This window comes from Allolucifera butyrica, from assembly GCF_900476375.1.
GTDB classification, from domain to species: domain Bacteria; phylum Bacillota; class Negativicutes; order Sporomusales; family UPPP01; genus Lucifera; species Lucifera butyrica.
In genome coordinates, this window is the sequence record NZ_UPPP01000055.1 from 1 (window position 1) to 20,151 (window position 20,151).

The 20,151-nt window shown below is 44.8% G+C and carries 20 protein-coding genes, 2 tRNA genes and 1 riboswitch; of the genes, 13 read left to right on the plus strand and 9 right to left on the minus strand.

The genetic code is table 11. The features are described from left to right. The coding region (locus LUCIF_RS02635) for an IS3 family transposase (protein ID WP_165865860.1) at positions 1-295 on the plus strand (295 nt) is incomplete at its 5' end. A gap of 114 nt (positions 296-409) precedes the next feature. Here the strand turns inward: LUCIF_RS02635 and LUCIF_RS02640 are convergent. Together LUCIF_RS02640 and LUCIF_RS02645 are read right to left on the minus strand one after the other, a co-directional pair. Next, positions 410-967, minus strand: coding sequence for a flavodoxin family protein (locus tag LUCIF_RS02640; RefSeq protein ID WP_122626327.1), 558 nt, complete (start codon positions 965-967; stop codon positions 410-412). Positions 968-1,178: 211 nt separating this feature from the next. Continuing rightward, positions 1,179-2,069 carry a glycosyltransferase family 2 protein gene (locus LUCIF_RS02645; RefSeq protein ID WP_165865861.1) on the minus strand — a complete coding sequence of 297 codons (891 nt, stop codon included), beginning with the start codon at positions 2,067-2,069 and terminating at the stop codon, positions 1,179-1,181. A 292-nt stretch (positions 2,070-2,361) separates the two neighbouring features. Here LUCIF_RS02645 and rocF point away from each other — a divergent pair, with 292 nt between their 5' ends. The 3 genes from rocF to LUCIF_RS02660 all read left to right on the plus strand — a co-directional run bounded on the left by rocF (position 2,362) and on the right by LUCIF_RS02660 (position 5,344). Continuing rightward, positions 2,362-3,258 carry an arginase gene (gene rocF, locus LUCIF_RS02650; RefSeq protein WP_122626329.1) on the plus strand — a complete coding sequence of 299 codons (897 nt, stop codon included), beginning with the start codon at positions 2,362-2,364 and terminating at the stop codon, positions 3,256-3,258. 95 nt (positions 3,259-3,353) lie between these two features. Next, the gene (locus LUCIF_RS02655) at positions 3,354-4,127 is read left to right on the plus strand and encodes an MORN repeat-containing protein (protein WP_122626330.1); all 774 of its coding nucleotides are present in this window, start codon (positions 3,354-3,356) and stop codon (positions 4,125-4,127) included. Positions 4,128-4,366: 239 nt separating this feature from the next. Further along, entirely contained in the window at positions 4,367-5,344 is a 978-nt protein-coding gene (locus tag LUCIF_RS02660) for a ketoacyl-ACP synthase III (protein ID WP_122626331.1), read from the plus strand. Positions 5,345-5,393: 49 nt separating this feature from the next. Here LUCIF_RS02660 and LUCIF_RS02665 read toward each other — a convergent pair whose 3' ends face one another. Continuing rightward, positions 5,394-5,963 (minus strand): lipid-binding SYLF domain-containing protein, encoded by a 570-nt coding sequence (locus LUCIF_RS02665; RefSeq protein WP_122626332.1) that lies wholly within the window; start codon positions 5,961-5,963, stop codon positions 5,394-5,396. 246 nt (positions 5,964-6,209) lie between these two features. On the opposite strand from LUCIF_RS02665, the gene LUCIF_RS02670 reads away from it, so the two are divergent. From LUCIF_RS02670 to LUCIF_RS02685, 4 genes are all read left to right on the plus strand, one after another. Further along, a complete protein-coding gene (locus LUCIF_RS02670) occupies positions 6,210-6,368 on the plus strand; it encodes a DUF1540 domain-containing protein (protein WP_122626333.1) in 159 nt (52 codons plus the stop codon). A gap of 190 nt (positions 6,369-6,558) precedes the next feature. Further along, a complete protein-coding gene (locus LUCIF_RS02675; protein WP_207856893.1) occupies positions 6,559-7,044 on the plus strand; it encodes a GNAT family N-acetyltransferase in 486 nt (161 codons plus the stop codon). Between the two features lie 211 nt (positions 7,045-7,255). Then, on the plus strand, positions 7,256-8,593 hold the full coding sequence (locus LUCIF_RS02680) for an aspartate aminotransferase family protein (RefSeq protein ID WP_122626334.1): 1,338 nt from the start codon (positions 7,256-7,258) through the stop codon (positions 8,591-8,593). An 11-nt stretch (positions 8,594-8,604) separates the two neighbouring features. Further along, entirely contained in the window at positions 8,605-9,417 is an 813-nt protein-coding gene (locus tag LUCIF_RS02685) for a beta-keto acid cleavage family enzyme (RefSeq protein WP_122626335.1), read from the plus strand. 42 nt (positions 9,418-9,459) lie between these two features. Here the strand turns inward: LUCIF_RS02685 and LUCIF_RS02690 are convergent, their stop codons facing one another. Both LUCIF_RS02690 and LUCIF_RS02695 read right to left on the minus strand, forming a co-directional pair. Continuing rightward, entirely contained in the window at positions 9,460-10,308 is an 849-nt protein-coding gene (locus LUCIF_RS02690; protein ID WP_122626336.1) for a MurR/RpiR family transcriptional regulator, read from the minus strand. A 138-nt stretch (positions 10,309-10,446) separates the two neighbouring features. Further along, positions 10,447-11,712 carry a hypothetical protein gene (locus LUCIF_RS02695; protein WP_122626337.1) on the minus strand — a complete coding sequence of 422 codons (1,266 nt, stop codon included), beginning with the start codon at positions 11,710-11,712 and terminating at the stop codon, positions 10,447-10,449. Between the two features lie 285 nt (positions 11,713-11,997). Here LUCIF_RS02695 and LUCIF_RS02700 point away from each other — a divergent pair, with 285 nt between their 5' ends. Continuing rightward, complete coding sequence (locus LUCIF_RS02700) at positions 11,998-12,177, plus strand: hypothetical protein (RefSeq protein ID WP_122626338.1); 180 nt, start codon at positions 11,998-12,000, stop codon at positions 12,175-12,177. A gap of 142 nt (positions 12,178-12,319) precedes the next feature. Here LUCIF_RS02700 and LUCIF_RS02705 read toward each other — a convergent pair. Next, positions 12,320-12,395, minus strand: a tRNA-Lys gene (locus LUCIF_RS02705). A 5-nt stretch (positions 12,396-12,400) separates the two neighbouring features. Then, positions 12,401-12,475, minus strand: a tRNA-Gln gene (locus LUCIF_RS02710). Between the two features lie 282 nt (positions 12,476-12,757). Further along, positions 12,758-12,929, plus strand: a riboswitch (M-box (ykoK) riboswitch). Positions 12,930-13,177: 248 nt separating this feature from the next. On the opposite strand from LUCIF_RS02710, the gene LUCIF_RS02715 reads away from it, so the two are divergent. Continuing rightward, positions 13,178-14,467: a magnesium transporter MgtE N-terminal domain-containing protein gene (locus tag LUCIF_RS02715; RefSeq protein ID WP_122626339.1), complete on the plus strand. Its 1,290-nt coding sequence runs from the start codon at positions 13,178-13,180 to the stop codon at positions 14,465-14,467. 1 nt (position 14,468) lies between these two features. Then, positions 14,469-15,743: an Nramp family divalent metal transporter gene (locus LUCIF_RS02720; protein ID WP_122626340.1), complete on the plus strand. Its 1,275-nt coding sequence runs from the start codon at positions 14,469-14,471 to the stop codon at positions 15,741-15,743. 6 nt (positions 15,744-15,749) lie between these two features. Here LUCIF_RS02720 and LUCIF_RS02725 read toward each other — a convergent pair whose 3' ends face one another. Both LUCIF_RS02725 and LUCIF_RS02730 read right to left on the minus strand, forming a co-directional pair. Beyond that, the gene (locus LUCIF_RS02725) at positions 15,750-16,358 is read right to left on the minus strand and encodes a LysE family translocator (protein ID WP_165865862.1); all 609 of its coding nucleotides are present in this window, start codon (positions 16,356-16,358) and stop codon (positions 15,750-15,752) included. A 16-nt stretch (positions 16,359-16,374) separates the two neighbouring features. Then, positions 16,375-16,830, minus strand: a complete 456-nt coding sequence (locus LUCIF_RS02730) for an Lrp/AsnC family transcriptional regulator (RefSeq protein WP_122626342.1) — start codon at positions 16,828-16,830, stop codon at positions 16,375-16,377. 304 nt (positions 16,831-17,134) lie between these two features. Here LUCIF_RS02730 and LUCIF_RS02735 point away from each other — a divergent pair, with 304 nt between their 5' ends. Beyond that, positions 17,135-18,523 (plus strand): sugar transferase, encoded by a 1,389-nt coding sequence (locus LUCIF_RS02735; protein WP_122626343.1) that lies wholly within the window; start codon positions 17,135-17,137, stop codon positions 18,521-18,523. Positions 18,524-18,584: 61 nt separating this feature from the next. Next, entirely contained in the window at positions 18,585-20,147 is a 1,563-nt protein-coding gene (gene murJ / locus LUCIF_RS02740; RefSeq protein ID WP_122626344.1) for a murein biosynthesis integral membrane protein MurJ, read from the plus strand. The last annotated feature ends 4 nt before the right edge of the window (positions 20,148-20,151 follow it).

The window sequence follows — 20,151 nt, forward strand, 5'->3', positions numbered from 1 at the left end:
TAGTGACAGGGGATTTCAGTATACAAGTAAGACTTTTCATAAAAAGCTTGTTGATGCAGAGATGACACAAAGCATGTCCAGGGTTTCAAGATGCATAGACAACGGTCCCATGGAAGCATTCTGGGGAATGATGAAATCAGAGATGTATTATCTAAAAAAGTTCCGTTCATACGATGAGTTGGAAGATGCAATCAGTGAATACATATCGTACTACAATAACCATCGTTATCAAAAGCGACTGAACTGTATGGCTCCGCTAGAGTACAGACAGTATCTTTTGAGTACAGCTGCATAAACAATGATGCCAACCATAATTCAGTTGGCATCATAAAAATTTTTGTTTTTTTACTGTCTACTTGACAGGGGGCACTTTAGGATACCGTTAGTTGAGCTTTCTTATTATTTTCCGTTAGGATTTTGCCAGTTGGCAGCCGAGATCGAAGGCCGACTTCAGCATAGACTGATCCCGTTTGGCACAGTCGATTTCCCGCCAGCCATAACCATGCAACGTCCTGGTTTCCCCAAAACCCAAAAACTGTAGTAATTTAGCTACCTGCTCCATATAAGGCTGGAATGAAGACTGGTCGGGGTTACCCTGGGTAAAAATAAGCCCGACTTTTTTATTTTTGGGTAGACGGCTGCTATGGTCAAGATTAAAATAGGCATACAGCCGGTCAATAATCAATTTTAACTGAGCAGTCATTCCCCACATGTAGATTGGTGATGCAAATAGGATGGCGTCGGCTTTGGTTATGGCATCATACAGCCCGGTCATGTCGTCTTGTATGGCGCATTTTCCTGATTTTTTGCAGGCATAACAAGCCTGACAGCCTTTAATATTTAATTCGTTTGCAAAAAAAATGCCTGTTTCCGCTCCGGCTGATGCGGCCCCTTTTAAGGCTTCCTGGGCTAGAACCGCTGAATTTCCTTCTTTACGCGGGCTGCCGAGAATGGCGATCACTTTCATTTAAATCCACCTCACGTTTCTAGTTTTTACGTACCAGTATAATCGTAAATTAATAGGGTTATTTGGTCAAGTATGCACCTTTTTGTGCCATAGTATCTAATTTGATACTGCGGTCGCTGCCATAAGTCGCTTTTTTCCAGGCTGTAGTCAAGGTCTTAGGGTCCTTAGCCGGATAAGAAAAGGGGTGTCTTCTTTAAGACACCCCAATATATTAAACAGAAATATATTTATTGGTTATTCGAAAGATTGGCCCGTACATGATTCCCAGGCAATGACACAATTTCATATAGCTGTTAACCGTATGTTTTTGATTTAAGGAGCAAAGGGAAAACAACATTAGAAGGGATAAGAACGCTGCTTTGTGTATTTTCCGGAAAATGATCAGCGGGGGTGCGGCAAGATATTCCGACATTCCTTCTGAAAAATAAAGCTTGGAGGCAAATTCAAAAGTGGATCTTGTTTCACAGATTTCATGCAAAATTTTTGCATCATGGATATAAACCAGCCAATAACCCTTTTGGCGGATGCGGTCATTTAATTGAAGTTCTTCCTTACCCAGCAGGTTTTTTCCTTTCCGGCCCAATGCCGGGGCAAAACGGATTCGCCCGACTGCTCGCCGGGAATACATAATACATGCACCCATTAAATTTTCGGTATGGTCCGTAATGATTTTGTTCCGGCCAAAATCCTGACCGTTATAAGGTAAGCATAAATCCGCATATATATTGGGATTTGTACCGGCAAAACGGGATATAATTTGAGCGCCTACGGCCCCGACATGGTCTGTTAGTTTAAAACCCTGCAGCATTTTTTCGATTAGGGAAGAATGAATTATAACCGTATCGTCGTCTAAAAAAAGCAGGTATTTTCCGGAGCTTTTCTCGACGCCTCGATTTCGCGCATAGGAAGAGCCCTGCCTGGGTTCTTTTAGATAGATTAGATCATATTTTTGGCAAATTTCATAAGTACAATCCGTTGAATTGTTGTCAACGACGATGATTTCATAATTGGGATAACTAAGCTGCGCAAGTCCGGATAGAAGCTGATCCAGGCAATTACTACGGTTATAAGTACAGATGATGATCGATACCAATGGATGCATGGGTAAGGGCCCCCTTGTGTTAAACAATTTATTTGCTAAGCGGTCTGTGAGTGCTCTGTAACGACACCTTTCCTTTTTAAAGGGTACCATGCAATTATTACAAAGTTATGATAAAACTGTTACAAATTCCTAACATTATATAATTTTCCAATACAATTCTTATAATAGCTTGCAGCCAAATCACAATAGGTATTGGAGTAACGGTAAATTCCCCGGAGTTTGATTACAAAAGGAAGTGGCCGTATACAATAAGTAACGAAGGGAGTAAATCAAACAGGTGGAGGAACAATTCATGGTAATCGAGATAATCGGGGTGCCAATGGACTTGGGGGCAAACCGGCGGGGAACAGATATGGGGCCAAGTGCCATCCGGTATGCCGGCCTTAGTAAGGCCTTGCGTAAAATGGAACTGGAAGTCATAGACAGAGGCAACATTGAAATTCCCGTTCCGGAAAGTATAAAAACCGAAAATGGTAACCTTCATTTTCTGGCGGAAATTAGCAAAGCTTGTGAAAAGCTAGGCAATGTGGTAGGCGGTATTTTAGATAGAGAGAATTTCCCCCTGATTTTAGGAGGGGACCATAGCATTGCAATTGGGTCCATTATGGGGGTGGCGCAAAAAATTCCTGATATCGGGCTGATATGGTTCGATGCGCACGGAGATTTTAATACATTGGCGACAAGTGAAACCGGAAATATCCATGGAATGTCACTAGCTGCCGCCTGTGGCAGGGGATGCTCGGAGCTTGTCGGTATTGGCGGTTTTGCTCCCAAGATAAAAGAGAAAAAGATGGTCATCATTGGTGTCCGGGATTTGGACCCGGAAGAGAAGGAAAAATTGAAGCGTTCCCAAGTAACTGTTTATAGCATGAAAAAAATTGATGAGCTGGGCATAGCCAAGGTGGTAGAGGAAGCAATACGCATAGCGGGGCGTGACGGGAGCGGAGTTCATGTCAGTTTTGATATGGACGTGGTCGACCCATCAATTGCTTCGGGGGTGGGTACACCGGTAACAGGCGGTCTTAACTACCGGGAAGCGCATCTTGCCTTGGAGCTTATTGCCGAAGCCAATATACTTAAGTCGCTGGAGATGGTTGAAGTAAATCCTATTGAGGATAAAGGCGGAAATAGTACGGCTAAATTAGCGGTAGAGCTTATTACATCGGCTTTGGGAAAGAGAGTTTTTTAGGTTGCAGCTCTAATAGAATGCTGTTTTCCGGCCAAAGAAGGATTTTCAAAAATTGCGTATAACTAATTCTTTATCATCTTGGGAGGAACAAAACCATGAAAAAGTCAATGCCCTTTGCGTCCTGGTTCTATTTCATCCTTTTATTCACTTTTGTTTTTGCCGGCATTTCCCATGTCCCCGTGGTATATGCTGAATCCAAAACAATCTTAGTGGAAGGGGTAGCCCGGGTCGGTGAAAATGAAACGGAAGTTAACGCTAAAGAGCGGGCCTGGCAGGATGCGCAGCGCAAAGCGCTGGAAGAAGCCGGGGTTATCATTGCCAGTGCTACAACCGTCCGGAACTATAAGCTGGTTGAAGACTGGATTCAAACCGTCGCTCTGGCGAAAATGCAAAGTAAGCTCATAGCGGAGCACCGCAGCTTCGAAGATAATGAAATCGTATTCCGCATCGACCTGGAATGCAAAGTAAACACGGAAGATATTGACCTGCTCAATGAACAACTCCGGAAATTAACTGCACCGGGAGAACCAAAGGATAACCCTGCCGGCCCCGGAGCCGGGCAGTTACCCGGTCATGCCGTCCAGTACGTAAAAGATTTCCTGTTGCCGGACGGCTCGAAGTATACCGGTTCACTAGTTAACGGACAACCCGATGGAAAAGGAGCAGAATGCTATCCGGACGGTGGCCGGTATGACGGGGAATTTCGCCGGGGACTCCGGCAGGGAAGTGGTACAATGGTTTGGCCGAACGGTGACCGTTACACCGGACATTGGCTGAATGATTTCCGTTCCGGTTTGGGGGAATTTGTAAATTCCCAAGGAAAAGAACAGAAGGGCCGGTGGCTAAACGATGTCTTTTTCGGTGACTAAAGGTTGATAGGATATATACCAAACGCAGACGTAAAGATAGGTAAGAGTATCAGCGGAAAGCTGATACTTTTTTTTAACGATATAGCAGGTAACGTATTAATTGGATAAAGCCGGGGAAGGGTAAGAGGAGACTTTATAAAGTGTTGTTGAAAAATTCTTTAGATTATGGTATAGTGACGCTAACGTATATTTAGCACCAAGTGATAATATCAGCTGGCAAAAAGGGTTGGGAGGTAACCATGAATAAATCAAAATCCAAAATAACCGGACTGGGAACCTATGTACCGCCTGGAAAGTTGACGAACCAGGACCTGGAAAAGATGGTTGATACCAGTAATGAATGGATTGTCCGGCGTACCGGCGTAAAGGAAAGACGACTGGCGGGAAAGGAAGAATTTGCAACAGACCTGGCAATCAAGGCGGTTGAGAACTTAATTGAAAAGAAAAATGTCAGGGTGGACGACGTAGATATGGTTATCGTAACCACGTTTACGCCGGATCATTTTTTGCCTACGGTTGCGGCGGTAGTACAGGGTCACTTTAATATGAAAGCAGCGGGAACAATGGACATAAACTCCGGCTGTACGGGATTCGCGTATGGTTTATGTGTAGCTGATTCGTTAATAACCTCCGGACATAATAATAAAGTATTAGTGATTGCCTCTGAAGTGATATCCAAGATTTTAGACTATTCAGACAGAAATACTTGTGTCCTTTTTGGTGATGCTGCGGTAGCCACACTCGTAGAACGGACCGATGAAAAAGGAAGCGTTATTGCCTCCTACTTCACTTCCGATGGAAAACTGGCGCATAATATCTCCTGCAGTAATTTAGCGGAAAGAATCAATGGCTGGGAGGTAGGCAAGAAACGGTTGTTTCAGCAGGAAGGTAAATTTCTCTATGAATATGTGGTTAAAAATATTCCCGAAGGGGTTCGCAGTCTTTTAAAAAGAGGAGACTTGACCCTCGAAGATATCCAGTGGTTTGTTCCCCACAGCGCCAATTTGCGGATGATAAAAGCCATTTGTGAAAGACTCGAGTTCCCGATAGAGAAAACGTTAGTAAGCAATGAATTCTATGGAAATACTTCATCGGTTTCAATTCCGCTGGCAATTTGGCTGGCTTTAGAAGAAGACAAGATTAAAGCAGGAGATAAAATGGTCCTATATGGTTTTGGTGCCGGGTTGACTCATGGTGGAGTCATAATAGAATGGTAACTGTAACAAGAAAGACCGCGTTAAGCGGTTTTTCTTATATTCGCTTCGTTTAGTTTAGCTCGCTGTCTTTGTAGTAACGGTTGCCCTGGCCGGTTACTTCCAGGGCCAGTCCTTTATCAGTCAACTGGTACAGCCATGCCCCGGGCCAAATCGAGACGGCACCTTGAAATGCGCCGCCATTTACACCATCTGTTGCCGCCAGCGTAGTTTGGGCTCCAAAGTCCCAGCCTTGGTCAATAAACCGGTTGAACGCTTTTGAGGTTTCAAAAACAAAAATCTCGCTATAACTTTTTATACCCAGGCCCAAACCAATACCAATATCTGCTTTCTTCATAAAGACTTCTCTTCCGGTATTGTTATTTACGGCAATACCTTGGCCGTGGCCGCCCCCAAATAGAAAAATTTTTATCTCGCTGTTACTGAATACGGCATAGCCCGCGGCAGTTTCGATTGCATTCCGGGCGCCTGGATGGACTTTATACAACCGTTCCAGTGTTTTTGCGGCGGTTTCCCGGATAGCCTGGCGCTTTTCGGCAATGCTGGCCGCATTGACTATAGGAATAAGGGTAATCATGAAAATAACAAGCGAGATACAAACCCTGATAAGCCATTTTGACATAATTAAATTCTCCTTATCATGATATTGTCACACAACACACTTAAAAACCCGGTTAGTTTTAATATATCACAATAGGATTACTAAAGTTTAACAGTTCTTTCTCGGAAGTGAAACTCCTGCGGTTCTTATAAGTATAATACTTACGGGATAATAAAAAAATTACTACGGTTTCACTTTAGTATTTTTTTCTTTTGAGGGACAAATAATATAATGTATTTTAAAAATTACAAGGGGGTTTTGATTTACATGGCATTACCGGGAGTCAAATGTACGGTATCCAGTTGCAGATACTGGAAAAGCGGCGAGCGCTGCGAGGCTTCGGCAATTGAGGTCAACGTAGACGGCGGCGGCACGAGTGCCCGCGCCAGTGAACAAACGAACTGCCATACTTTTCAGTCTAAATAATGAAGGCTTTCGTTTAGACAGGTGGAATAGACTGACACAACATTGTGTCAGTCTATTTGCGTTCTGAAGTTTGCACCGAAATAGCCGGAAAATGGTAAAATGAGAATAAGCTGGGGTAACATTTCGGTAAATATAATGGGGGAAACCTTCTTTAATAAATAAAAAATAGCATATTAGGAGGGAGAAACGATTGATTAGAGAAATGCTTCTAACTGATGCGTCAAGGGTTTTGGAAATTTACGGCATGGGAATCAAGACCCGGAATGCAACTTTTGAAACCAGGATTCCGTCGTGGGAAGAGTGGGATTCCAAGCATCATTCCTATTCCCGGTTTGTATGGATTGAAAATAATGTAGTGGCCGGCTGGGTTGCAATTGCTCCCGTTTCAGCAAGAACGGCTTATGCGGGAGTAGCCGAAGTCAGTTTATATGTTGATTTGAACCACTCGGGAAAAGGGATCGGTAAATTATTAATGGAAAGAGTAATTGAATCATCGGAGAAGAATAACATTTGGACACTGAGCAGCAGTGTTTTCCCGGAAAATACGGCAAGCCTGAAAATCCATCAACAGTGCGGTTTTAGACAAGTTGGCATAAGAGAAAGGATCGCCTGCTTAGATGGTATTTGGCGGGATACGGTTATAATGGAAAGAAGAAGTAAAACAGTGGGCGTTTGAATCGGAGCAGGGATAGATTGTGCAGCCTATTAGAGACGGAAGAAAGTTTTATAAGGATCAGAACGAAAGCCACGAAATACGGTTATGCCGTATTTCGTGGCTTAGTTTTATGGCTTGGTTTAACGATCACGTTTTTAGTGAATTTGATGGAAATCCTTCATTTTAGATGATATAATGAAGTAAAACTTGTCAAAATGGGAGAGATAACGCGATGGATAATGTTTTTTATCGCAATATTAAGAAGGAATATACAGAAGTTGACCGGGGGGAAGGAATCTATCTATACGATACAGACGGAAACCGGTATATAGACGCCTGTTCCGGAGCGGCCGTTTCCAATCTTGGTCATGCCCATCCGAAGGTTCTGAAGGCTATGGCCGACCAGGCGGAAAAGGTTGCGTTCAGCCATTTGTCCCGGTGGACTTCTGCGCCGATTAAAGAACTTGCCAATCTGGTTGCCGGTCTGACCCCCGGTTCGCTAAATAAACTGTATCTGGTTTCCGGCGGCTCGGAAGCAACCGAGGCTGCGCTCAAAATGGCCAGACAATATTTTCTGGAGCGGGACGGGAAATCAGGCAAATATAAAGTGATTTCCCGCTGGAAAAGCTATCATGGCAATACCATTGGCGCTCTGTCAATGACTGGTGACAAACGCCGCAAAAAGTATGCGCCCCTATTACTGGATTTTCCGCATATCGCCCCAGCCTACTGCTATCGCTGTCCTTTTGGCAGGAATCCGGATACCTGCGGAGTGGATTGTGCGTACGATTTGGAACGGGCACTTAAAATGGAAGGCTCAGATACGGTAGCCGCATTCATTGCTGAACCGGTGGGCGGGGCGGCATGCGGCGCTATTGTTCCCCATAAGGATTATTTCAGGATCGTCCGTCAGATTTGCGACCACTATGACATTCTGGTAATTGATGATGAAGTAATGACGGGATTCGGACGAACCGGGGCCATGTTTGCAATGGAAGACTGGGACGTCGTTCCCGATCTGATTTGCGCCGCGAAAGGCATGAGCGCCGGTTATTCACCGCTGGGCGGAGTCATCGCCAAAGATGAAATCTACAATGCTTTCAAACAAGGTTCCGGCGCATTTGTTCATGGGCATACCTACGGCGGAAACCCTCTTTCTGCTGCCGTGGCGGTAGCGGTTGTCCGGACGCTGGTGGAACAGAATTTAGCGGCAAATTCCCGTAATGTGGGAGAATACCTGCTGACTCAACTGCGGGAAAGGCTGCTTCCTTTCTGGTTTGTTGGCGATGTGCGCGGTAAAGGATTAATGCAGGGAGTGGAATTGGTAAAAAGCAAGGCAACCAAAGAACCGTTCCCGGTGTATTTAGGTATAGCGGAAAAGATTACGGTTACCCTGATGAAACACGGTATTATCGTTTATCCCGGCAGCGGCAATGCCGACGGCGAAAACGGCGATCAATTCCTGCTGGCACCGCCGTTAATTATAACGAAAGACCAAGCGGATGAGTTAATTGAAGCCATGGTCTCAGGCTTCGCCGATTTTGAGCAGCAAATTGGTATTTATCGATAGGGGGATTGGCGATGCAAAAACTAATTATAACTGTCGCGCCTACGGGAAATGTACCGACGAAGGAAATGACGCCACATGTACCGGTAACACCGGAGGAAATTGTCCGGGATATTGTGGAGTGCCGGCAATTGGGCGCTTCCGTGGCCCACATTCATGCCCGGGATGAAGCAGGCAAGCCGACCCATGAAAAACGGTTTTTTGCGGAAATACTTAGACGCTTGGATGATAAAGGATGTTCCATTATACGGCAGATCTCTACAGGAGCGAGAGCTGGAAAAACTCCCGAGGACAGGGCGGAGGCGCTTACTTTGAATCCTGATTCGGCCAGCTTGGCAACCGGTTCTTCCAATTTTCCGGCATCGGCTAATCTGAATGAGCCCCAACTCATTGAATTTTTGGCTAAGACAATGCTGGCAAGGAAAATTAAGCCCGAACTGGAGATATTCGACAGCGCCATGATAAATAATGCTCTCGAACTCCAAAAGAAAGGCCTGATAAAAGAACCACTTCAGTTCAATCTTGTTTTGGGAGTTAAGGGTTCTCTGCCGGCAACGCCCAAAAATCTATTTTTTCTAGTGGAGAGTCTGCCGCCCAATTCTGTCTGGAGTGTATCTGTGGTCGGACCGATGCATGTCCCCTTGTCAATGATTGCCATGGCGCTGGGGGGACATGTCAGGGTTGGTGTAGAGGATAATATTTTTTATAGTAAAGGAAAGCTGGCAACCAATACCGGCCTGGTAGAGCGCATTGCCAGCCTTGCCAAGGCTATGGGCAGAGAGATTGCATCTCCCGAAGAAACCAAACAAATATTGGGATTATCGTAACCGATGCCATAGTTAAGCCCGGGAAAGTATTCTTTCCCGGGCTTAATTTTCTGTATGGTAAATATGAAAAGTTTGCCAGACAGCCTCAAGTTCTCCCAGTGCTTTCGCCGTTTTCGTATTATTTTTGTTGCCGACGGCAATGATTAAAGCGTTGAGAAGACTTAACGGGGCTACGAAACTGTCAATAAAAGAGGTCTGCACACTCCGGGCGATTAGAGTGTAGTCGCTGTACTGTACCAGGGGAGAAGTAACGGAATCAGTAATGGCCAGAACTTTGGCACCGTTTGCCTTAGCCAGTTTTAAGCCCTCCATGGTCTGCCGCGTATACCGGGGATAGGAAATTCCAATCACCAGGTCACCCGGACCGGCTGGACGCAATTCTTCAATAAATGTTCCCGCTCCGTTTATGTTACGGCAGTTTTTCAAAAGCATCTGAAGATAAAAAAACAAGAAATAGCCGAGAGCAGCGGCGCTTCGTCCGCTGACAATATATATATTGTCAGCCCTCGTTATGGCATTCACGGCCCTGCCGAAGTCAGGATTGGCCGATTCCATGGTTAACCGGATCGAATTTATGTCCGAGGCAAGTACTTTATTAATTATATTGCCGTCTGCCTCAATGGGCATACGTTGCAGTCTCTCCACGGTAGTTATACGGTTTTGCACCATTTGCTGCAACGCTTTTTGCAGCTCCGGATAACCGGAATATCCTAACAGGACAGCAAACCGGATTACGGTGGATTCGCTTACCCCAAGAGAATTACCCAGTTCCCTGGCGGTCAGAAAAACCGCTTTCTCATAGTGGTGGGATAAGTATTCAGCGATTTTTCTCTGACTGCTGCTCATATTGGCCAGGTTCGTTTGGATTTTTCTGGTTAATGATTGTCTCATAATTTTGCTCCCGCTCAACAGTATAACATCTTTCCATTATTATACTTCGTCATTCTAAAATAAAAAGTTATCTCCCAAAGCGAAAAGAATCCTATACTAATTACCGAACAACCGCGATAGTGTTTTTCTTAATCATTGTTAAATTTTTGAGCCCAACAAAGTTGCCTCTTTGGTCATGGGACTATAAGCCACAAAAATATGCTTTCCTATTTCCGGGATATGCAAGGTATGCATTGGTTCCTCGAGTAACGCCGCCGATCCATCCTCTTCCAGGGTTACGTTAATTCTTACTACCGGATTTTGGCCCCAGAATAACCTGGTAATTTCTACCGAATCGACCCGGGCAATGCCCCGTTTCTGTTTTTGCAAACGGGCGCTCTTTTCAAAATCATCCCGCCAGCAAAAACTGCTGACCGTCATATTCGGTTGCAGCCGGATCCCTTTGGGTTCCGGCATAACTATTTCAACATCGATTACATTGCCGGCAAATGCTGCTTGGGCTTTAATAAAGAGGAACTCCGCAGTCCCCGCATAATAGCCTGACCGTTCGATTGTAAGCAGGCGGTATACAGCTTGCGAAATGTTATGAAATTTGGAGCGTGAATCCAATTTATAATCCGGACTACGGCTCAGGATACCAATTGTACCCTGGGAATTCGCATAATCAAACACAACTTCAACGATCTCGCCGCTTTCATAGGGACAAAAACAGGGTGCCAATAAGGTTAATAAGGCTTCCCAGCTCTGCCCGTTTCGGGGGGTTATTTGCAGGTGCACACTTTGCACCGGATGACCGTTCACATTCTGACCGGTATCCACTACTCGCAGGACCCGGGCGAACTCCCGGCCTTTTTTTTCACCGAAAGGATCAATGCTTGGGGTATTTACTCCTTGGGGTTTTTCGGGAGGGGGACTGGCCAGATTAGTGAGCAGCGTGGCCAATTCACTGGTTTGCGGGGTTTCCGTACCGGACGGTCCGGGTAAGAGCTCATTTAAGTTCATTTTATTGATGTATTTTTCACCTAAAATAACAGCCTGTGCCGGACGGGATGGATTATACGCAACTATAACTTGGGAGCCGACTTGCACTTGCGGCAGTGAAATCAGTGTAATTACCTGTTTTATTTCAAGTTGTACAGGCGCCTGATTCCGGGGATATGCGGTGGCCTGGATCTTTAACTCGGGCTGGTTGTTAATAAAGGTGCCTGTTTGTTCCAGATGATTAATTCGGGCGACCGCCACCACGCCATTTTTTACTAACTTCTCCATCATTCGCTTAGCCCGGAAGACCGAACGCATGCTAAGGAAAAGGATAAATGATATGAGTAACAATCCGAGAAACCATTCGTTGTGAACAAGGCGCACAAACCACTGGGCAATAAAATCGAAATATGGTAAAGTCATACTATTTCATCCTCTCCTAACGAATGAAAAATAATAACTCATTATACCATATTTTAACAGGACCGATATTCAAAAAACGGAATCTCTTGCTGGTAAGCATCACAAAAATATAGGGGTTATCTTTAAAAAAATCAGAAATCAAATTTTCGTACTTGTCAAAAAAGTAGAGCGTAATTAAATATTTCGACAATAATTGTTCTCATTTACAAGCCGTTATTTGTGATATATAATAAAAGCCAATAAATATTTAATTAACTAGTAATTCGTTTGAAAGGGATGAGTAAAATGGCAAATACATATTGTCATGAAAAATATAATGAACCGGTGGAAGCAAGTGACCAAATAACATTGAGTGCTAAGGCCCTGATCATTGGTGGCTATGTTTTATTCGTGGCTCTTTTAGGAGCCCTTTTATGGTATGGCGCTTCTATTGGTATTTATGTGGATCCGGCCTCTTTAACCTAATTATCAGCCCTCATGCTTCTAATGTGAAGAGTAAGGGCTGTTTTCCTGCATGTATGTGTCTATTACCTGGGTGCGTTGCAGCAGGAATATTACAAGGGCCATAACAAAAAGCCTTCGCGATTTTGCGAAGGCTTGAATTTTCTGGTGACCCACCACGGAATCGAACCGTGAACCTACTGATTAAGAGTCAGTTGCTCTGCCAGTTGAGCTAGTGAGTCACATATGGCTGGGGCGCTAGGATTCGAACCTAGGAATACCGGAGTCAGAGTCCGGTGCCTTACCGCTTGGCGACGCCCCAATAATAGCAAAGAGGTAATCAGAAATTTCAGTGTCAACATTACATATTTTATCGAAAAGTAAGCAAAATGTCAAATGCTCATGAACTAGCTAAGCGGGGAAAGAGAGATATAGTGAATTTGCGGACGTATCAGAGGGGGAACAGTTTCGTTTTTTTGTTAAATTTCCGTAAATTTAGGGTTAAATGCATGAATGCGAGAAATTTTTTTTGAAAAAAGCGGGTTGGTTTATTGACTAATCCATTTTTCTGCGCATATAATGAAATTACGAAGAATAAAAATAATATTTTCTCTGTTAGGTGAGGCTCCTGCGTGAACATAGGCCACTGCCCGGAAACGTCGAAAGACGCCAATGGGTAGAACAGGTATTACCGGATTAAGGTTTTATCTAACGTGGCTGAGATATGTAAAAGCTCTACGTTATGCAGTGCCAAAACTCAACGAGCGGGGAAGGTCGCGAATTTCATCGTAGCGGTAAAGACCTTCTTTAGAATAGGGAGGTCTTTTTCTTATGCGGGAAAACCATAAGAATAATATGCACAGCCGATGTTTATTTCATTCTTAAATTCGGGAAGCTATAGGCAGGAGAGGGAGGTGGTAATGTGGATTCCGGCCCTGAAGGTAGTCATAAGCCAAAGATAAAACGGATCGCTTGGTCTCTATGTCCTTATGGGACGGATCCCGGCGATTGAGGGGGGATTGTTATGAACGGAGTTAAAGTATTAGGCGAATTTTTCTTCAGCCAATTACTGGGTAAACCCATTTTAGACCATGCCGGTCGTCGCATTGGCCGTATAAAAGACATGGCCGTGCGGTGGGAAGGGATTTATCCGCAAATAATTGGCGTAAAATATGCCCGGAAAGTGCATGAACTGATTCCGGTTGACCAAATTGTCAGTTGTGACCAGGATGGGCTGCAACTGACGGATGAGTTTTCGCCCCGGATTACGGTACCACTGCAGGAAAATGATATTTATATCAGCAAATGGCTGCTGGATAAGCAGATTATTGATCTTAAAGGGTCCCGCATGGTGCGGGTTAATGATATTACGCTGTCCTGGCTCACCCAGGAGGGCCGGCCACGGATGGTTTTGGTGGCTGTAGATATCGGGGTGCGGGGTTTGTTCCGCCGTCTCGGTCTGGAATTTCTGCTATACAAATACAATAACAATTTATTGGGCTGGCAATACATTAAGCCCCTGGAAAGCTGGAATTCCAGTCTTCAGCTCATCCGGGAAAAACAGCAGCTGAGCGAACTGCATCCGGCCGATATTGCCGACTTAATTGAAGAGATGGACTATAAACGGCGAGCCGACTTCATGGATAATCTGGATTCCCAGCAGGCCATTGACGCTTTGGCTGAAATGGACCTGGATACGCAGGTGGAAATCATTGAACAAATGGATGAACACCGGGCGTCCGACATTCTGGAAGAAATGCCGCCGGACGAAGCGGCCGATATTCTCGGTGAATTGCCGGCGGAAAAATCTGAGGGCTTGTTAAAGTTGATGGAAGCGGACGATGCCGAGGAAGTCCGCGAGCTCATGCAGTACGAGGAGGGAACGGCCGGTTCCCTGATGACGACCGAATTTATTGCCTTTTCTACCCGTCTTACGGCGGAAGAGGTTATCAATCAACTGCGGGAGCTGGCGCCTTCGGCGGAAACCATTTATTATTTATATGTTACCGATGATGAAGAGCATCTGCAAGGGGTGTTGTCGCTGCGGGAATTAATTGTGGCCCGGCCGCAGACTATCCTGCAGGATATTATGCATACCAAGATTGTGTCGGTGAATCACGATGACGATTATCAGCGGGTGGCCGACGTGATCAACAAGTATGGCCTGCTGGCTGTGCCGGTTGTGGATGAGCAGCAGGAACTGCTGGGCATTGTCACGGTTGACGATGTCCTCGATATCTTATTGCCGGAACGCGGCAAACTGGATGCTTACTCTTGGTTTGCCCTAAGTAAACGTGCGGGAAGGGGGCGGTAAAATGAATGAAAATAAAGGCTGGCGCGGCCGGCTGGGATTATTTCTGGCGGTAATGGGACCGGGAATTGTCACGGCCTTTGCCGACAATGACGCCGGCGGAATTGCCACGTATGCCGCCGCCGGGGCCAAATACGGCTATGCGCTGCTGTTTACTATGCTTATCAGCACAATTTGTTTAGTTATTGCCCAGGAAATTTCCGCCCGTACCGGAGCGGTGACCGGGCGGGGTCTGTCGGATTTAATCCGGGAGTTATTCGGGGTAAAGTGGACCTTTTTTGCAATGAGCGTATTATTAGTGGCCAATATCGGCACCACGGCTTCGGAATTTTCCGGGATCGCTACGAGTTTTGAAATTTTCGGCGTCACCAAATATATATCGGTGCCGATCATGGCCGCGGTGGTTTGGTGGTTGGTGCTGAGAGGCAGTTATGAAAGGACGGAAAAAGTATTTTTCGTTTTATGCGCAACCTTTCTCAGCTATATAGTTTCCGGGATGATTACAAATCCGCCATGGGTAACGGTTCTCGCCGCTTCGGTGACCCCCTTTTTTAGCCGAGACACGGATTTCCTGATCATGGCTATCGGTGTAATTGGTACAACCATAACGCCCTGGGGACAGTTTTATGTTCAGGCCTCGGTGGTGGATAAGGGGATTACAGCCAAGGACTATAAGTATACATTTTGGGACGTTATGATCGGGTCCTTTTTCACCTGGTTGATTGCTTTCTTTATCATTGTGGCTACGGCGGCAACGCTGTATGTTAATCATATTTCCATCGAGACCGCAAAAGATGCGGCCCTGGCTTTGGAGCCGCTGGCGGGCAAGTACGCCGGTATGCTGTTTGGTTTTGGGCTCTTGGGAGCCTCCATGCTGGCGGCGTTTATTTTGCCGCTAAGTACGGCCTATGCCATTTGCGAAGCCTTTGGTTTCGAGCATGGCGTGAGTAAAACATATAAGGACGCGCCGGTGTTTTTCGGTCTCTATACGGTTCTAATTGTTTTGGGAGCCGGACTGGTCTTATGGCCGGGCCTGTCATTGTACCATGTCATGCTGACGTCACAGGTGGTTAACGGGATTTTGCTGCCGCCCATTCTGATTTTTATGGTCCTCATTGCCAGTAACCGCAACGTAATGGGCCGGTATGCCAATTCCCGCGGATATAATGTGATAGCCTGGATTTTTACGGTTCTCCTGATTGCGTTGACATTGCTGCTGCTGGTTACGACGTTGCTGCCGGGTTTCTTGGATATGGCGTTGAAGTGGCTGGGAATGTAAACGGAGCTACCGGCCGGCCAGGCTGAAAATACCGAAGGCCAGAATGATAAGGCCGGAAATCCGGTTAATGCCACGCAGGCAGGTTGGCTTGAGCGCGGTCCGGAACAAGCTGACGCCGCCGCTTAAGCAAAGCCACCACAGCAGGGAGCCGGAGAATACGCCGAATACGAGCAGCGGTGCCTGTTTGCCGGCGTTGGCCGCTGCCAGTCCGAGCCCGGATAAAATGGCGGTAAAGGATAATATGGTCATAGGGTTAGTGAGCGTGAGGAGCAGTGTGGACAGATAGGCGGCCGCCCAATTGCCGCCGGCGTTCCCGGCCATATGCTGTGCCGGTTCCTGCCGGCAGCAGCGCCAGCCGAGATAGCATAGGAAGAGGCCACCGATGAGTTGCAGCGTTCTTTGATAGGTCATGAGCCAGGCGGAAAGAACGCTCAAACCGTAGGCAGCCATGCTCCCGTATATGGCGTCCGCAGTAGCTGCTCCGGCCCCGGAAAGAAAACCTGCCGTCATACCGGCTGTCAGGGTACGGCGAATGCACAGTATGCCGATGGGGCCGACCGGTGCGGCAATGGAAAAGCCAATAGCCAGCCCTTTGAACCAAAGAACAGAATCCAAGATCATTCCCCCTTGCTTATTGTTCGAGCGGCAGGCGGGGAGTTTCTTTTACGGTGGATAAAATAACCGTTGTTTTGGTTTTGGTGACGCCCTCGATGCTTTTGAGTTTGTTACTGACCAATTCTTCCAATTGTCGCGTGCCGGTACAGCGCACTTTCAGGATGTAGTCTTCGTCGCCGGCGATGTGATGGCATTCCTGGATAGCCGGCGTATTGGCCACCGCTTGCAGAAAACCGCGGCGATGCCGGGGGTGTTCCAGGGTGACGGAAACAAAAGCAGCCAGACCCAGCCCGACGGCTTCCGGATCAAGGATGGCGGCGTAACCGCGGATTACATTCCGTTCCTCCAGTTTGCGCACCCGTTCGGCGGCGGCCGGAGCGGAAAGTCCCACCATAGCGCCAAGTTCGGCCCAGGTGGTGCGGGCATAGTCCATAAGCTTGCTAATTAGTTTTAAATCGTTTGAATCTAGCATTTAATTATTTCCTTTCGTAATTTTAATATTATTATAATTTTGTTTTAGAAAGAGATCAAGTTTAAAAAGAGAATCTATAAATAATAGCTATGGAAAACGTCATTAAAACTAGTGAACTACATTGGACATATTTACAAGAATCCGTTAAAATGTAGCCAAGATGAAAAATAAGGAAGATATTTAAACAGTCTATTAAAATTATTAAAGCAATTTGGTGATATCAGGTAAAAATGTAAACACTTTAATTTTTAAAAAAGTAATTTCAAGCATAATATAAAGCTACTAGCGAAAGGACGACTATATTATGCCCGATAAAAGATCTGCTTGCTGGCGCCTGCTAATTATAGCCTGTGACATTTTTTTGCTGGTAATGGCTACGTGTCTTGCTGGGCAGTTTACTAATATACGGTTATTTTCCCAATTTAATCTCATTCATCAATATGATGAACTTATTTTCATCATAGGTGCTGCCGGTTCGTGCCTTATCGTAAACGGGCTTTGTGCGTCAAATAAAAAAATGAATATTTCGCAAATTATTATCAGTGTCATAGTTACTGTTTTTGAATTTTTAGCCTTGCTTTTGATAAGATGGAAACTTTTTCTTGGCTTGATTTTTTCTCCGTACTTTTATGTGGATTCAGCTCTTATACAATTCAGCTTTCTTTTTACTTGGCATTATATAATTTATGAATTTGAAATTAAGAAATCACAAAGATTACGGATATTAGTAATTGGTTCGGAAGAATTTTTTGAATATGCCCGCTTTCAGCTAATGAACTCATTTAAGACATGCGAAATTACTTATAGAGAAACTAAGAGTCTTGATGCTGGTTTTCCAGTAGAGATATACTTACAATCTTTTGACTCGGTGTTTATTTCAGATGGAATGCCATCAGAAACCAAAAAAGCTATTGTTTTAGCCGCTGATCTCGCTTCCCGGCAGGTGATAATGGTACCTGGCATTTATGACGTTTATTGTTCCAGTATGGAATTTGAAACACTTTATGACTGGCCTATTTTCCGGATTGGTTTCCAAGCGCCATCACTGGAAATTAGATTCTTAAAAAGAACGTTTGACCTTGTGGTATCGTCATTAGGCATTATACTATTGCTACCTGTTTATATTCTAGTCGGTGTTCTGGTAAAAATTACTTCTCACGGCCAAGTTGTCTACACCCAAGTGCGCTGTGGGCAAAACGAACGGTTATTTAAAATATACAAGTTTAGAACCATGTATGATTCTGCAGAAGCAATAACCGGGCCTGTTTTTTGTAGCGAGAATGATCCCCGCGTCACACCGCTTGGCCGCTTTCTAAGAGCAACCAGGATAGATGAATTACCCCAATTATATAATGTTCTGAAGGGCGACATGAGCCTTGTTGGTCCACGTCCTGAACGGCCGGAATTTGTCGCTGGGTTTAAGCAGGAGTTTGGGCATTACTCCCTCAGACATAAGGTAAAACCTGGTTTGACCGGGCTTGCCCAAGTAAGGGGCAAATATAATACCAGCATATCCAATAAAATTCTCTATGACCTGATGTATATACAGAAATGGTCATTCCTAACCGATCTGGTTTTGCTATTTGAAACGTTAAAGGTTTTACTTTCGAAAGAAAGTACGGAAGGTGTCAGTCAATCTTCATTGATTGGCAAGCCGGAAAAAGAAAGTCAGTCCGCCAATTATATAACATAAGCAATATTATTTATGATGCTTTCTTTTTCAACCTTGTTTTTACATTTGCAGGAGATTTTTTATGAAATTAGCTGGTCCACTCCTACAATCTACATTAGTAATTATATTATTATCCGGCATCGGTAAGACCCTTGGTCTCATAAGAGAGACGTCTATGGCGGCAATATTTGGAGTATCCCGGGATATGGACGCATTTTTAGTGGCGGCAATTATCCCGCAGCTCTTGAGTAGCCTTATGAAAAGCGGGGTCCTTAAAACATATGTTGCTTTGTTTCACAAAGTTATGGCGGAAGAAGGCTGGTCAGCGGCCATTGCTTTGACTAAGACGCTATTATTAGTTTTCTTTGGCTGCGGATGCTTGCTATTCGTCTTCTTCCATAGCTTTGCTAAGCTGTTGATCGAGACAATCGCTCCCGGCTTTGACCTGGAAAAAGTAGCGTTAACCACTAAATTGTTCAAGATTATGCTTCCGGCAGTTATGCTAACGTTCTCGACTGAACTTCTCGGCTCTTTTCAACAAGCGACCAATAAATTTGCCATTGCATTTTCCGGGGCTTCGATTTATAACATCTTTTCGATCGTGTTCATTTGGCTTTTTTCGTATCGCTTTGAAATATATGCTGCAGCATTTGCCTTTCTTGCTGCTTCTGTCGTACAGTTTATGGCTCAACTTTATGGAAGCATCCGATGTGAACTGTGGACTAAGCTAGAGTTTCGCTTTGATTTACCCCGATTGATAGAAATCGGAAAGCTTTTTTTGCCGGTGTTTATTGGCGTAGGCTTGTCTCAAATGAGCTTTCTTGTTGACCGGATGTTTGCATCTCAATTGTCTTCAGGCAATATTGCCGCCCTTAGTTATACCTATAGAATCTATTGGTTAGTAGTTTCACTATTGGTCGTTCCGGTAACGACCGCCAGTTATCCAACACTGGCCGCTTATTACAATCAAGAGAAATTCCGTTCTTTAAAATATACATTCCAACAATTGTGGCAAATAATAGTCTTTATAATGTTGCCCTTTTTCCTGTATCTTGCCTTACATTCCGAAATGATTATCCGGCTTATTTTCCAACATGGTGCATTTGGCGATTACGCCGTCTCCTTAACTTCTAGCCTAATGACTTTCGTTTTAATTGGTTTATCCTTTCAATCCGTTATGCTTTTATTCCTGGATATTTTTTATATTATGCAAAAACCAAAAATCCCAATGTATTGTACAGCAATAGTAGTGTCGTTGAAGCTTGTTCTGAATTTCCTGCTTGTTCGAGTCTTGGGAGCTAAAGGGTTAGCTTTGTCAACATCTCTTTCGCAAATAGTAGGGTGCCTTATGTTATTGCTCATTCTTAGACTTAAGCTGAATTTAATAGACGGAAAATACTTTATTAGGAATTATTTTTCCATATTTATTATTTCTGTTCCTGGCTGTATAATGGCCCTTACTGCCGAAAAAATCAGCGCGATATTTTGTTTTGGCTATTTCCCGTCATTAATTTTGGGTTCACTTGGGTTTTGGTTACCGTTCTTATTTATCGCCATCAGAAGCAGGCGGCCGGAAGTTAATTTAGTTTTAAACTTCCTTCAAAATAAGTCCTGGTTTCAACGAGTTGCCACGATATTGAAATAATTGC

Bases quoted from the DNA above. Each gene is read 5' to 3' on its own strand.
- LUCIF_RS02695 (WP_122626337.1), bottom strand. From the start codon at position 11,712: ATGACTTTACCATATTTCGATTTTATTGCCCAGTGGTTTGTGCGCCTT.
- murJ (WP_122626344.1), top strand. From the start codon at position 18,585: ATGAAATTAGCTGGTCCACTCCTACAATCTACATTAGTAATTATATTA.
- LUCIF_RS02720 (WP_122626340.1), top strand. From the start codon at position 14,469: ATGAATGAAAATAAAGGCTGGCGCGGCCGGCTGGGATTATTTCTGGCG.
- rocF (WP_122626329.1), top strand. From the start codon at position 2,362: ATGGTAATCGAGATAATCGGGGTGCCAATGGACTTGGGGGCAAACCGG.
- LUCIF_RS02730 (WP_122626342.1), bottom strand. From the start codon at position 16,830: ATGCTAGATTCAAACGATTTAAAACTAATTAGCAAGCTTATGGACTAT.
- LUCIF_RS02715 (WP_122626339.1), top strand. From the start codon at position 13,178: ATGAACGGAGTTAAAGTATTAGGCGAATTTTTCTTCAGCCAATTACTG.
- LUCIF_RS02680 (WP_122626334.1), top strand. From the start codon at position 7,256: ATGGATAATGTTTTTTATCGCAATATTAAGAAGGAATATACAGAAGTT.
- LUCIF_RS02735 (WP_122626343.1), top strand. From the start codon at position 17,135: ATGCCCGATAAAAGATCTGCTTGCTGGCGCCTGCTAATTATAGCCTGT.
- LUCIF_RS02640 (WP_122626327.1), bottom strand. From the start codon at position 967: ATGAAAGTGATCGCCATTCTCGGCAGCCCGCGTAAAGAAGGAAATTCA.
- LUCIF_RS02665 (WP_122626332.1), bottom strand. From the start codon at position 5,963: ATGTCAAAATGGCTTATCAGGGTTTGTATCTCGCTTGTTATTTTCATG.
- LUCIF_RS02645 (WP_165865861.1), bottom strand. From the start codon at position 2,069: ATGCATCCATTGGTATCGATCATCATCTGTACTTATAACCGTAGTAAT.
- LUCIF_RS02700 (WP_122626338.1), top strand. From the start codon at position 11,998: ATGGCAAATACATATTGTCATGAAAAATATAATGAACCGGTGGAAGCA.
- LUCIF_RS02685 (WP_122626335.1), top strand. From the start codon at position 8,605: ATGCAAAAACTAATTATAACTGTCGCGCCTACGGGAAATGTACCGACG.
- LUCIF_RS02670 (WP_122626333.1), top strand. From the start codon at position 6,210: ATGGCATTACCGGGAGTCAAATGTACGGTATCCAGTTGCAGATACTGG.
- LUCIF_RS02660 (WP_122626331.1), top strand. From the start codon at position 4,367: ATGAATAAATCAAAATCCAAAATAACCGGACTGGGAACCTATGTACCG.
- LUCIF_RS02690 (WP_122626336.1), bottom strand. From the start codon at position 10,308: ATGAGACAATCATTAACCAGAAAAATCCAAACGAACCTGGCCAATATG.
- LUCIF_RS02655 (WP_122626330.1), top strand. From the start codon at position 3,354: ATGAAAAAGTCAATGCCCTTTGCGTCCTGGTTCTATTTCATCCTTTTA.